The 12,319-nt window shown below is 34.7% G+C and carries 14 protein-coding genes; 9 read left to right on the top strand and 5 right to left on the bottom strand.

Annotated elements, in window-relative coordinates; all coding sequences use genetic code 11:
* Positions 1–37 precede the first annotated feature (37 nt).
* From ACNDLV_RS05585 to ACNDLV_RS05595, 3 genes are all read right to left on the bottom strand, one after another.
* Positions 38–1,264: an MFS transporter gene (locus ACNDLV_RS05585; RefSeq protein WP_225305987.1), complete on the bottom strand. Its 1,227-nt coding sequence runs from the start codon at positions 1,262–1,264 to the stop codon at positions 38–40.
* 132 nt (positions 1,265–1,396) lie between these two features.
* Positions 1,397–1,933 carry a GNAT family N-acetyltransferase gene (locus tag ACNDLV_RS05590; protein WP_006585839.1) on the bottom strand — a complete coding sequence of 179 codons (537 nt, stop codon included), beginning with the start codon at positions 1,931–1,933 and terminating at the stop codon, positions 1,397–1,399.
* Positions 1,934–2,008: 75 nt separating this feature from the next.
* Complete coding sequence (locus ACNDLV_RS05595; RefSeq protein WP_006585838.1) at positions 2,009–2,581, bottom strand: DJ-1 family glyoxalase III; 573 nt, start codon at positions 2,579–2,581, stop codon at positions 2,009–2,011.
* 91 nt (positions 2,582–2,672) lie between these two features.
* Between ACNDLV_RS05595 and ACNDLV_RS05600 the strand changes: the two genes are divergently transcribed.
* The 6 genes from ACNDLV_RS05600 (at position 2,673) to ACNDLV_RS05625 (ending at position 6,947) form a co-directional block, all read left to right on the top strand.
* Positions 2,673–3,425: a sulfite exporter TauE/SafE family protein gene (locus ACNDLV_RS05600; protein ID WP_006585837.1), complete on the top strand. Its 753-nt coding sequence runs from the start codon at positions 2,673–2,675 to the stop codon at positions 3,423–3,425.
* A gap of 64 nt (positions 3,426–3,489) precedes the next feature.
* Complete coding sequence (locus tag ACNDLV_RS05605) at positions 3,490–4,170, top strand: histidine phosphatase family protein (RefSeq protein WP_498882954.1); 681 nt, start codon at positions 3,490–3,492, stop codon at positions 4,168–4,170.
* Positions 4,171–4,178: 8 nt separating this feature from the next.
* Complete coding sequence (locus ACNDLV_RS05610) at positions 4,179–5,069, top strand: cation diffusion facilitator family transporter (RefSeq protein ID WP_006585835.1); 891 nt, start codon at positions 4,179–4,181, stop codon at positions 5,067–5,069.
* A gap of 1 nt (position 5,070) precedes the next feature.
* The gene (locus tag ACNDLV_RS05615) at positions 5,071–5,238 is read left to right on the top strand and encodes a hypothetical protein (protein ID WP_022091072.1); all 168 of its coding nucleotides are present in this window, start codon (positions 5,071–5,073) and stop codon (positions 5,236–5,238) included.
* A 10-nt stretch (positions 5,239–5,248) separates the two neighbouring features.
* Complete coding sequence (locus tag ACNDLV_RS05620) at positions 5,249–5,926, top strand: 2,3-bisphosphoglycerate-dependent phosphoglycerate mutase (RefSeq protein WP_006585833.1); 678 nt, start codon at positions 5,249–5,251, stop codon at positions 5,924–5,926.
* Positions 5,927–6,011: 85 nt separating this feature from the next.
* Positions 6,012–6,947 (top strand): AAA family ATPase, encoded by a 936-nt coding sequence (locus tag ACNDLV_RS05625; RefSeq protein ID WP_006587659.1) that lies wholly within the window; start codon positions 6,012–6,014, stop codon positions 6,945–6,947.
* A gap of 48 nt (positions 6,948–6,995) precedes the next feature.
* On the opposite strand, the gene pepC is transcribed toward ACNDLV_RS05625, so the two are convergent.
* Together pepC and ACNDLV_RS05635 are read right to left on the bottom strand one after the other, a co-directional pair.
* Positions 6,996–8,345 carry an aminopeptidase C gene (gene pepC, locus ACNDLV_RS05630; RefSeq protein WP_006585831.1) on the bottom strand — a complete coding sequence of 450 codons (1,350 nt, stop codon included), beginning with the start codon at positions 8,343–8,345 and terminating at the stop codon, positions 6,996–6,998.
* A gap of 66 nt (positions 8,346–8,411) precedes the next feature.
* Entirely contained in the window at positions 8,412–8,705 is a 294-nt protein-coding gene (locus tag ACNDLV_RS05635; protein WP_006587660.1) for a GNAT family N-acetyltransferase, read from the bottom strand.
* 100 nt (positions 8,706–8,805) lie between these two features.
* On the opposite strand from ACNDLV_RS05635, the gene ACNDLV_RS05640 reads away from it, so the two are divergent.
* The 3 genes from ACNDLV_RS05640 to gltX all read left to right on the top strand — a co-directional run bounded on the left by ACNDLV_RS05640 (position 8,806) and on the right by gltX (position 12,309).
* Positions 8,806–9,345, top strand: a complete 540-nt coding sequence (locus ACNDLV_RS05640; protein ID WP_006585829.1) for a dCTP deaminase/dUTPase family protein — start codon at positions 8,806–8,808, stop codon at positions 9,343–9,345.
* 13 nt (positions 9,346–9,358) lie between these two features.
* On the top strand, positions 9,359–10,735 hold the full coding sequence (gene radA / locus ACNDLV_RS05645; RefSeq protein ID WP_006585828.1) for a DNA repair protein RadA: 1,377 nt from the start codon (positions 9,359–9,361) through the stop codon (positions 10,733–10,735).
* A 74-nt stretch (positions 10,736–10,809) separates the two neighbouring features.
* On the top strand, positions 10,810–12,309 hold the full coding sequence (gene gltX / locus ACNDLV_RS05650; RefSeq protein ID WP_006587661.1) for a glutamate--tRNA ligase: 1,500 nt from the start codon (positions 10,810–10,812) through the stop codon (positions 12,307–12,309).
* Positions 12,310–12,319 lie beyond the last annotated feature (10 nt).

A 12,319-nucleotide genomic window follows, 5' to 3' on the forward strand; every position in this document is an offset into this window, starting at 1 on the left:
ACTATTTTACGGTCTCGATTAATTCTCACGGACTTTTTTACATATCTTCTTTAGTTAATTTCTCAAGTCTCAATACTAATGCTAATGAGCAGAAACCGAAGATTGCTGAGATAAATACGATATTTCCAATGTTAAACAATCCTGAACCAATTGCCATTGATGAAACAAATGATCCAACTGCAATACCGAAGTTTGAAAATACTGGGTTGAATGTTGATGATAAATCAAGTGCACCAGGGAATTGTTCATTGGCTAAGTCAAGGAATAGCACAGTAACGTTTGCACCATAACTTACGTTAACGATGCAGACAATTGCTATCAAAACAAATCCGATAATTCCAAGAATTAATGGGAAACTTTGTGGATTTGTTAAATTGATTAATAAACCAATTAATACTAATGATACAGGCATGATGACATACAAGAATGGGATGTCTTGCATATTTCCACGGTCAGCGTAGTAGCCACCCAGCTTGTTACCGAAGATTGAAACAATACCAAGAATGAATAATAGAATACTCAACACAGAATCTGTGAAATGAAGGTATTTAGTGATAATTTCGGTAATATAAGTGTAAAAACTATATTGTGCAGCAGTAACACAAATAATAAATAAAGCATTAGTAATTGTGATAGGGTGAACAATATATTTCTTTCTATCAGCAGAAATCTTAGCTGCTTCTTCAGGAGTACCTGCATGACTTTGAGGAGTATCCTTAGGAGCGTAAATAAAAAGCAAAACAAAGATGATAACAGTTAAAATTGTAACCATCCAAAAACTATCACGCCATGAAAATACACGTGCAATGGTGTTTCCAATAGGAACCCCAGCAACGTTAGCAATACTAAAGCCTGCGAAAACCCAGGAAATTAATGCAGCCTTTTTTTCTGGTGGTGCAATGAAACTTGCCATAACAACAGTGATTGAAATAATTGAACCAGCAGTTGCCCCAGCTAAAACTCTTGATAAGAGTAATGAAATAAAGTTTGGTGCGATTGCAGTCCAAGTATTAGCAACTAAAAAAATCACTAATAATGCAAATAAAACATTGTGACGCTTAAAGCGAGCACTCAATAAAGAAATAAATGGTGTACAGATTGAGTAAACCAATGCAAATAAGGTAACTAAAATACCTAATGTAGCAAGTGGTATTCCCATATCACTGTGGATATCTTTTAACACCCCAACAATCATATATTCGTTACAGCCGAGCATAAATGCAACAAGCACAAATAAAATCGACTGAATTCTATATTTTAACATCCGATTTTGTCTCCTTTTGTATTGTATATCCTTATTAGTTTATCGAGAAAACGCTACAAAATAAAGTGAATATGTTAAATTTTTTCAAAAAAATGCTATATTCTTGTCAGAATATAGCATAAACTATGTTAATTATTCATAATCTATCAAATTAAGTTCATAAGCAACTCTTTCCGGATCAATCGGTTCATTATCTACTTCAATAATTCCGCGATATTTAAAACCTGAACTAGTTGCAAGTTTTTGAACAATTTTATTAATAGGAGCAGTATCGATTCGATAGTTTTCGATGCCTTTAACTCTCATTGCTGAAATTAAGTTACTCATTAGTTGACTGGATAAATGCTGCCCTCGATAATCGCCACTGATTGCTAAGCGATGAATTGTAGCATATGGATCTTCATCATTTGCCCATTCACCATCTTCAATATTGGCATAGGTAGGGTCTTTTCCAATTATACATGCAGCGTAACCTGCAGTTTTTCCGTTTACTTTTAAAATCCAGCCATGTCCATTGTTAATATCTTCTTTGATTATATTCTCATCAGGATAGCCATTTTGCCATTGATTACTTCCAGCTTCTTTTAAAAACTGCTTTGAACTATTAATTATTGTCATAATATCATTCAAATCGCTAATTTTTGCTGGTTCAATAAAAACTAGGCTCATTTTACAACCTCCTTTACTTGTACTAAGTATAGTTTATAAAGAAGATTGTAAAATATCTAATGATATGCATACAGGTTAAATATTATCTTTGAGATAAGTATAAAGCATTCCATCCTCTAAGGTTTTTGTTTCAATGCCAAGTGCTTGTGCTAAAGCGTATGAAAAAGCCCATGCAGTTGCTGGTCCACGGCTGGTAATGATTTTTTGTTTAGAATCAGTTACAACTATATCTTCATGAAATCTTCCTGTAGGGCATTCTTTTCCAATTTCTTTTTCAAAGCCCGGGTAGCAAGTGTAATCAGTGTCATTAAGCAAACCATAACGACTTAATGCAATTGGGGCAGCGCACATCGCAGCATTCCATTTTCCAAGTTGGTGACGTTTTTTCATTAGCTGAGCTAGCTGAGAATTATCTCTTAATGCTTCAGCACCAGGTTTACCGCCTGGGAAGGATACTAAGTCATAATCTAAAAGACTGTCATCAAGGATTTTGTCACAAGTTATATTAATATCATGATCTCCATGAACTTGAAGCTTGGTTAAACCAATCATATCAGTAGGTACGCCTAGTCGTCTTAGAACATCAACTTGGCTCAAGCCTTCAATTTCTTCACAACCATCAGCAAAAATTACTGCAACTTTTTTCATAATTTAATCCTTTCTTTGATAAAATTATCTATAGTCTATTTTACGCATTTTTTACTAAAAAGCTAAGTTAGGACTTGAAAAGAGGATTTTTATGACAGGGGAAGTTTTAGTTTTTATTTTTTTAGTTGCAGCGGGGATTTTAGCCGGAATAGTATCAGTAGTATCGAGTATGGCGTCACTAGTTTCATATCCAGCTTTATTGCTTGCTGGAGTATCGCCAGTTTATGCCAATGTTACTAATACAGCGGCTTTGATATTTACGGGGATGGGTGCAGCAGCTTCTTCTGTAAAAGAACTAAAAAAGTCATGGCGAAATTATATTAAGTACATTATTTTAATATTGATTGGTGCAGTTATTGGGAGTTTTTTAGTTGTAATATTTCCTGGGAAAATTTTTGAAAAATTAGTACCATTTTTCGTTTTATTCTCAGCTTTTTTGTTTTTGGTTAGTGGTAAAAAAATCACCTATCAAAAAAGAGAAGATAATCAACTTATTGCTCAGATTGAAATGTTTGCGGCAGGAGTTTACACAGGTTATTTTGGTGCAGCATCAGGTATTTTGATGCTAATAGCCTTGCTGAGCGTTAGTAAAGATAATTTTGTTGTTGTTAATGCCGTGAAGAATGTTATAGGGTCTTTAGGTAATTTAATTGCATTAGTTATCTTTCTTTTCACTTCAAAAGTTTATTGGTCAAAGGCCATTCCATTAGCATTGGGGTTATTCATTGGGGGCTTTTTAGGGCAAAAAATCATTAAGTTTTTACCAGTTAAAGCTGTAAGAGTCATAACGTTTATTTTTGCTGTATTTTTAGCAATTTATCTTGGATGGCAAGCATATTGCTAGCCGCTTTTAAAAATTTTTTCTTATATTTGATGGTAGAATAGAATTAGTAAAAAGGAGGATATAAATGACAACTGAAGTATATTTAATCAGACATGGTGAAACAATGTTTAATCAGCTGAATAAGGTTCAGGGCTGGGCCGATTCCCCCTTAACTATAAAAGGTATAAATGATTTGAAGAAGACAGCTGAAGTGTTGTCACAAATTCATTTTGATAATATGTATTCATCTGATTTAAAAAGAGCAATTGATACTGTTCACTTAATGAAAAACGCTAATGAAGTTTCTGAAATAGGAAAAATAAAAAAACTACCGGAATTTCGTGAAGTGTTTTTTGGGTCATTTGAAGGTGACGATATTGATAAGACCTGGGAAGCAATTGGTCAAGCAGCAGGCGTTGGACCTGAAAGAAATGTTCAAAAAATTATCAATCAAGTCGGAATTTATGAATTTAGAGAAGCTACTAAAAAAGCAGACCCACGTCATTTAGCAGAAAATTCTGAAGAACTTGATACTAGAATGGTCAGAGCAATAAAGAAACTACAAGAAGAAACAGAAAATGAAAATCGTGTTCTTTTAGTATCACATGGGGACTTTATCAAGACTTTGGGGATTAAGTATTGGAATAAGAGTGATCGCTTGCATGATATTGAATTCCCAGACAATGGTAGTATTACCCGGGGAATATTAAGCGATGATGGAAAGTTTGAGATTGTTGATTACAACATTAAAGCAGAAGAATTTTAGGAGTAATCATGAAACAAAATAAAATCACAAGTAAATATCTTTTTGTAACTATATTAAATATAGTAATTACTTTGGCTGAATTTTTAGGTGGTATTTTTTCTGGCTCATTAGCCTTACTTTCAGATGCGGTTCATAATTTAAGTGATGTGGCTGCAATTGTAATATCCTTTGTCGCTCATTTAATTGGTCAAAAAGACCGTGATAAGCATAAAACTTTTGGTTACCAAAGAGCTGAAACCTTAGCTGCATTTACTAATGGAGTTGTTTTATTTGTGATTAGTTTCTTTTTAATGATTGAAGCTTTTGAGCGTTTCAGTAAGCCACAAGAAGTAAAGGGACAATTGATGCTCATAATAGCAGTCATTGGGTTAGTGGCAAACGGCATTTCAATGTTAGTAATGAAGCATGATTCTTCCCATAATTTGAATGTTCGGTCGACTTTTTTGCACATGTTGTCTGATGCTTTATCAAGTGTTGCTGTTGTAATTGGTGCAGCTATCATTTATTTTTGGAAGAGTAATTTAGTCGATCCATTAATGACTTTGTTAGTTTCTATTTTTGTAATGTTTGAAGCGTATAAAATTACTAAAAAAGCAGCTAATATTTTGATGGAATCAAATCCTAATGTAGATTTAGATGAAGTTAAAAAGATTGTGCTTGCTTTTCCAGAAGTTACTAATTTACATCATTTGCATGTTTGGCGCTATAGTGATGATTTGATTATGATGGATGCTCATGTCAATGTAACTGAAAAAATGAGTGTAGTACAACTTGAACAACTTTATATGAAAATAGGCCAGGTACTTAAAGAAAAATTAGGTATAAATCATGTTACTTTACAGGCAGAATATCAGCGTGGACTAAAAGAAAACATGATTGTTTTGAATAAGGATGATTAATATGGAAAACAAATACTTTTTGGTAGCTGTATTACTGATAGTGGGAATCTATGATATGTCTTTTTATTATAATCGTAGACACCAACCAAATAATCAGAAAGGATTAAAGGCCTATTTGATTTTTGGTGTGATTTTGTTTGCAGCTGGAATTTTAGCCTTATTTAGATAGGATTTTGATAATGGTAAAACTTGTTTTAGTTAGACATGGCGAAAGTATTGCAAATGCTGAAAATATTTTTACTGGTTGGAATGATATTGGCTTAAGCAAACGAGGTATTGATGAAGCAAAGATGGCTGGAGAATTAATCAAAGAGATGCCAGACTTTGCACCAACACATATTCATACTTCATTATTATCACGTGCAATTATGACCGCAAATATCATCAGTGAAGTAAATGATTTTTTGTATTTGCCAATCACTAAAACTTGGCGACTAAATGAACGACATTATGGAGCTTTGCGAGGGATTAATAAAGATAAAGCTCGAGAAATCTTTGGTGTAGAACAAATTAAGAACTGGCGTAGAGGATTTGATGAAGTGCCACCACTAGCGAAAGATAGCCTTAATGATCGACGCTATGATATGATAGATCCTCAAATATTACCTAAGGCTGAAAGCTTGCATCAAACTCAAAAAAGATTGATGCCATATTATCATGAGCATGTAGCTAGCCAACTCATTCAAGGGAAAGATCAATTAATTGTTGCTCATGGTTCTAGTTTACGTGCTTTAATCAAAAAGCTTGAATCAATTGATAATCATGATATTGTTAACTTAGAAGTACCAAATGCAGAGCCGATTGTTTATACAATGAATTCTGAGCTTAAAATAATAGATAAGAAAATTTTAAGCTAATTGCATTTACAAACATAAAAAACGCATATTTTATGGTAAAATCTTTAACAGTGTAAAGAAATTTCTAGGTTATGGAGAATAAGCGATGCGCAAAATATTCTTATTAAGAGGAGCCCCAGGATCGGGGAAGTCCTCATTCATTGCCCGCCATCACTTACAGCCATATGCAATTAGTCGTGATTCGATTCGCCTACTTTTAGCTGACTTAACAGTATACTATGAAGAAGAAGCAGACTATTTGCATCAAGTGATTCCGCGGCATGTTAATGTTCGAACAGAACAATTGGTTGATAATTTAGTTGAACATAAGATGTCTTATGGAGAAACAGTTATTGTTGATGGAACGCACATTGCCCCAAGTGCAATTGAGCATTTTAGGCCATTAGTTGACAAATATCGCTATGAATTATTTGTAGTCGATTTAATGCAAAATAATACGTTAGACAACTTGCTCAAGCGTAATCAAACAAGAATGCATTATGATTGGGTTAAGCCGGAAGTTGTTAAACAGATGTTTAATACTTATAAAGCTCATCCAGAAGTTCCAGAGTGGGCCAAAATGATTACACCTAATCAAATGGAACGTGCTTTATCTCAAAGAGAAAGCAACTTGGATCATTTTGAGCATGTGATTGCAGTTCCTGATGGGGTAAAAGAAGAAGATTTTCCACATGTTCATATTTCTAACTTTTACTTCTCATTTAATGATAAGTTTACAGAAAAGTATGGAACTTATCGCAATGTAATTTCAATTGCTAAGACAAGAGAAGAAGCAATTGAGGAGTTTAAATTGCCTTATTTTGTATTCAAGTTCCATCACAAGCATTTCCTCATTTCAGCTTATCCAATTAGAAATGAGATGTTAGATCCTATTAGAAAAGTTAAGGGAGTTTGGACTTATTCAACTGGGTTATATAACTTGGCTGATTTCGTAAAGGAATTTCCTGAAAATAAACAACAACATGTACATCAATTTAATCTAAGTAAGTTGGATAACAGTCGGTTGTTACATATTTGGTAATAAAAAAGACTTCACGCGATGTGAAGCCTTTTTTGTATAAATCAATAACTAAAATTCCATTGCTAATGCGCCCATTGGATCCCATGGTAATAATTGGATAGGATTCTTACTGCCGTCTTCAAAGGTTTGTTTAAGTTCATCTGATAAGAACTTCTTATTGATAACAGCTTGGTAAACAAAGCTATTAAACCAGTCATCGCTCATAACGAAGTAGCCTTTAAAACCAGCTTTTTCACCCCATGAATTTTCGATTTTCCACTTAGTTGGTTTGCCGTCAACTAAGTCAACACCAGTAATGACCATCGCATGATCCATTAAACTTTCACCGGTATCAAGCTTTTCAGCCTTACTCATTGAAAAGTCAACGTCAAATAATTCATCTCTGCGGTAAAGCTTAGTATCTAAAAGACCAGCTCTACGTTCAGAATCTTTAACAACATTTGAGCCAAACCAAACAACTTCGCCTGATTTAAGTTGATTAATAATTAATTCCTTCATTTCGTCAATTGGTAAGTTAAGGTGACGAACTTGGCGACCGCCTACAACATTACCTAAATATTCAACTGAAAATACTTTGTGGAATGGCTTGTCTGTAGTTGGAGCATTAATAGTTGAGATATAATCGCTTAAATTCCAGCCAACATACTTTTTAAAGAATTCTTGTGGGGTAATATCACAGTCAATGTGGTAATTTTTGTCATCATCGCGATATTCAAAGTCAAATTTTTTAGGTGGAACTCCCAAAGAAATTGCTAAAACTCGAAATACTTCGTTGAGCATTTCATCTTTTGCACTTTCAATTTCTTTTGAACTTTTTCCGGCTTTAACAAGTTCTCTAAGCTTTAAACCATCTTTTCTAAGTAAAGTGTTTAAAGTGTCATTTAAAGCTGCGGAACTAGTTGCACTGAAAGTTTCTGGATATACAGACTTGGGAACAATTCCATATTTTTCAATTAATCCACAAAGCATGTCCCATTGGCCACCATCTTGTTGTGGTGTAGCAAATAAGAATGAAACTTTACGGTCGCCTAAATCTTGATTGGCAGTAGCAATTACGTTTTCAAAGAACCAATTTGATTTTTCAAATTTGTCCCAGAAGTTAGTGTAATTTTGGGATAATTCAAATCCCTTAATTTTAAAGTTCTTTTGTAATGGGTGACGCATTGTATTAAGAGCACTGAACATCCAGCAACGCCCAGAAGCCTTTTGATCAGCAACTTTACCAGTTTCAATTTCTACTGAAAAGGTAGGGTTTAAATCAATTTGGGTTTGTGTGTCTTGGCTAGCTTTAAAAATTCCGTTAGTTTGAGCAGCACGTGCAGCGATACGTGCATCCTTTCGACTTATAAAATCTGCTTTAAAGTTTTCAATTGCAGCTTGTGAAATTTCTTTTGCCATAATTTCCTCCTAAATTGTTATTTTAATAAAAGTTAAGTATATTTTAACTTAATTACTTAAATGAGTCTATAAAATTAGTGAAGGCTTATAAAATAAGTCAGTTAATGCAGCTTGGTTTTCTTTGAAATAGGCTAGGATTGTAGGACCTAGTGGCATGACTTTTAAGTGGTTGTCACGTGCATAGCTTAATGCAAATCTAATTAATTCATCAACTAAATCTGATTTAACTTCTGGACTTACAAATATATGGTCAATCGCCATAACTTGGTTATTCTTTATTAAATGATAGTGCAAGCGATATTCAGGCACGTTATTACTATTTAAATAAAAGTTATGACTTTTTAAATCATGTTTAAACAAATTTACACCTCAAAATAAAATATATTTACTTGTTTTACGTATTATTATAATAGAAAATGTAACAAGTAAGTATTTGGATATAAAGGAGAAAACCATTTTTATGAAGGTTCGTGGCTTTGAAATCTGTGAAAAATATAAGGATGCCGATATTAATTTACCTAAGCGGCAAACAATTGCTAGTGCTGGATACGATTTAGAGGCGGCGGAAGATTGTGTGATACCAAGTATTTGGCGCTTGAATTTTGTAAGAATTTTCCGTTTGATTAGAAATGGGCATGAACTTAATGAACGAGATTATGAATATGCTGATCAAATTTTGCAGCCAATCATGGTTCATACAGGTGTAAAAGCATACATGCCAGATGATGAAATGTTAATAATTGCTAATCGTTCTTCTAATACTGTAAAAAGAAGACTTTGCTTACCTAATAGTATTGGTGTGGTTGATAGTGATTACTACAATAATCCTAATAATGAAGGCGAATTAATGATTCAGTTAATTAATTATGGAGTACGCCCTATTCATATCAAGAAGGGGGAACGCGTTGCACAAGGTATTTTTATGAAGTATTTGCGCACTGATGATGATGCGCCAGTATCCCGCCAACGAATTGGTGGTTTTGGTTCGACTAAAAAGTAAAGAGATGAGATAGATGGCAAAAGCACAAACAAGATACAAGTGTCGTTCATGCGGCTATATTTCAGCTTCTTATTTGGGAAGATGTCCTAATTGTGGATCTTGGAACCAATTTGAAAAGGAAGTCCAAGAAGTGCGAAAAGCTAGTACTAAGCAGACCCCTAGTCGCTTAATGCCTACAACAGGCTTGCATGAACCTGTAACTTTAGAAAAGGTAAAAGCTGAAAAAGAAACACGTATTCCGACAAAATTTAGTGAATTAAATAGAGTATTGGGTGGAGGAATAGTTACTGGTTCACTTGTTTTAATTGGCGGTGACCCGGGAATTGGTAAGTCAACCCTGATGCTTCAAATTATGAGTACATTGGCAAGTGAGCATAAAGTATTATATGTTTCCGGTGAAGAATCAGCTAGTCAGATTAAGCTACGAGCAGATCGCTTGGGTGTGGGAAATAGTGGAATGTATCTCTACCCTGAAACTAATATGAGCAACATTCGTGATCAAATTAGTGATTTGAAACCAGATTTTGTGGTAATCGACTCAATTCAGACAATGAATGAACCGAGCCTTGATTCGATGGTGGGGTCAGCAGCGCAAGTTAGAGAAGTTACTAGTGAATTAATGCATATCGCAAAGATTGATCAAATTACGGTATTTATTATTGGTCACGTAACTAAGGAAGGTGCAATTGCTGGACCAAAAATATTGGAACACATGGTTGATACTGTGCTGTATTTTGAAGGAGATGAGCATCATGCTTATCGAATCTTGCATTCAGTAAAGAACAGATTTGGCGCTGCTAATGAAATTGGAATGTTTGAAATGGAAAATTCAGGACTCAAAGAAGTTACGAATCCATCTTCAATTTTTTTAGATGAGCGTTTGCCTAACTCTACGGGATCATGTGTAGTTGTATCACTTGAAGGAACTAGGCCTATTTTAGCTGAAGTGCAAGCGTTAGTTGCCCCTACAGCATTTGGTTATGCTAAAAGAACTACCAGTGGGATTGACTATAATAAGGCAGCCTTGTTACTAGCGGTTTTAGAAAAAAGGGGAAACTTGATGTTACAAAACCAAGATGCCTATTTAACTACGACTGGTGGAATAAAATTAACTGAACCAGCAATTGATTTGGCAATTGTTATGGCGATTGGTTCAAGTTATAAAGATATGGAAATCCCATCTGAAGACTGCTTTGTTGGAGAAGTTGGGCTAACTGGTGAGGTGCGAAGAGTTAATAAGATTGAATCTAGAATCGCTGAGGCTGAAAAAATTGGCTTTAAGAGAATTTTTATTCCCAAATTTAATATGAAGGCAAGTTTTTCGAAGCGAAAAATTGAAGTAGTACCTGTTTCAACAGTGGCTCAAGCTTTAAAATTAGTTTTTGGCTAAGGGTTTGAACTTTTCCTATAATATGCGTAAAATGAAAAAGTAACTACTATTTTTTAGTGAAAGAGGCAATTATTTTGGCTAAACAAAAAATTCGGGTTAGATATGCTCCAAGCCCAACAGGACATTTACACATCGGTAACGCAAGAACTGCATTATTCAACTTCTTGTTTGCTCGTCACAACAAAGGGACTTTGGTTTTAAGAATCGAAGATACTGATACTGCAAGAAATGTTGAAGGTGGTTCTAAGTCACAAATGGAAAACCTTCACTGGTTAGGTATTGACTGGGATGAAGGTCCAGACAAGGGTGGTAAATACGGCCCTTATCGCCAATCAGAAAGAAAAGAAATTTACAACAAGTTAATTAAGCAATTGCTTGATGAAGGTAAGGCTTACTACTCATACATGACTGAAGAAGAGCTTGAAGCTCAACGTGAAGAACAACGTGCTATGGGTATTGCACCTCACTACGTTTACGAATACCAAGATATGACAGCTGACGAAATCAAGGAAGCTCAAGCAAAAGCAGAAGCAAAGGGGCTTAAGCCAGTTGTTAGAATTCACATTCCTAAGGGTAAGACTTACGAATGGGATGATATCGTTAAGGGTCACATTAGCTTTGAAAGTGATACTATTGGTGGCGACTTCGTTATCCAAAAGCGTGATGGAATGCCAACTTACAACTTTGCCGTTGTTGTTGACGACCATTTGATGGAAATCAGTCACGTTTTACGTGGGGATGACCACATTGCCAATACTCCTAAGCAATTAGTTGTTTATGAAGCATTTGGTTGGGAACCACCTAAGTTTGGTCACATGACTTTGATTATCAATGCAGCAACTGGTAAGAAGCTTTCTAAGCGTGACGAATCAGTTTTGCAATTTATTGAACAATACCGTGACCTTGGTTACTTACCAGAAGCAATGTTCAACTTCATTACTTTACTTGGTTGGTCACCAGTTGGTGAAAGTGAAATCTTCTCACAAAGACAATTGATTAAGGACTTTGATCCTAAGCGTTTATCAAAATCACCAGCCGCCTTTGATGAAAAGAAACTTGAATGGGTAAACAACCAATATGTTAAGACTGCTAATAGAGATGAATTACTTGATTTAGCCCTTAACAACTTGCAAGAAGCAGGATTGGTTGACAAAGATATCACTCCAGAAAAGATGGAATGGGTACGTCAATTAGTTAACATTTACTCAGTTCAAATGTCTTATACTAAGCAAATTGTTGATTTCTCACACATTTTCTTTGAAGATAAGCAAGCTTTGACTGAAGAAGAAGTTGAAGAAATCAAGAATGATGAAGGTCGTGTTGTAATTGAAGAATTTAGAAAGCAACTTGACCTTGTACCACGCTTTACTGCTGTTCAAGTTATGAATGCAATTCAAGCTACTAGAAAAGCTACTGGTGTTAAGGGGAGAAAGCTCTTTATGCCAATTAGAATTGCTGCTACTGGTTCAATGGTTGGTCCTGGTATTGGTGAAGCTATTGAATTAATGGGTAAGGATAAGGTTGAACATAATATTGATTTGACTTTGTCTGAAATGACTAAGCAAGGCTTATAATGAGAAAATC

It is taken from the genome of Lactobacillus fornicalis, from assembly GCF_055362665.1.

Coding starts and splice junctions, on each gene's coding strand:
- ACNDLV_RS05585 (WP_225305987.1), bottom strand. CDS start 1,264: ATGTTAAAATATAGAATTCAGTCGATTTTATTTGTGCTTGTTGCATTT.
- ACNDLV_RS05590 (WP_006585839.1), bottom strand. CDS start 1,933: ATGAGCCTAGTTTTTATTGAACCAGCAAAAATTAGCGATTTGAATGAT.
- ACNDLV_RS05595 (WP_006585838.1), bottom strand. CDS start 2,581: ATGAAAAAAGTTGCAGTAATTTTTGCTGATGGTTGTGAAGAAATTGAA.
- ACNDLV_RS05600 (WP_006585837.1), top strand. CDS start 2,673: ATGACAGGGGAAGTTTTAGTTTTTATTTTTTTAGTTGCAGCGGGGATT.
- ACNDLV_RS05605 (WP_498882954.1), top strand. CDS start 3,490: ATGACAACTGAAGTATATTTAATCAGACATGGTGAAACAATGTTTAAT.
- ACNDLV_RS05610 (WP_006585835.1), top strand. CDS start 4,179: ATGAAACAAAATAAAATCACAAGTAAATATCTTTTTGTAACTATATTA.
- ACNDLV_RS05615 (WP_022091072.1), top strand. CDS start 5,071: ATGGAAAACAAATACTTTTTGGTAGCTGTATTACTGATAGTGGGAATC.
- ACNDLV_RS05620 (WP_006585833.1), top strand. CDS start 5,249: ATGGTAAAACTTGTTTTAGTTAGACATGGCGAAAGTATTGCAAATGCT.
- ACNDLV_RS05625 (WP_006587659.1), top strand. CDS start 6,012: ATGCGCAAAATATTCTTATTAAGAGGAGCCCCAGGATCGGGGAAGTCC.
- pepC (WP_006585831.1), bottom strand. CDS start 8,345: ATGGCAAAAGAAATTTCACAAGCTGCAATTGAAAACTTTAAAGCAGAT.
- ACNDLV_RS05640 (WP_006585829.1), top strand. CDS start 8,806: ATGAAGGTTCGTGGCTTTGAAATCTGTGAAAAATATAAGGATGCCGAT.
- radA (WP_006585828.1), top strand. CDS start 9,359: ATGGCAAAAGCACAAACAAGATACAAGTGTCGTTCATGCGGCTATATT.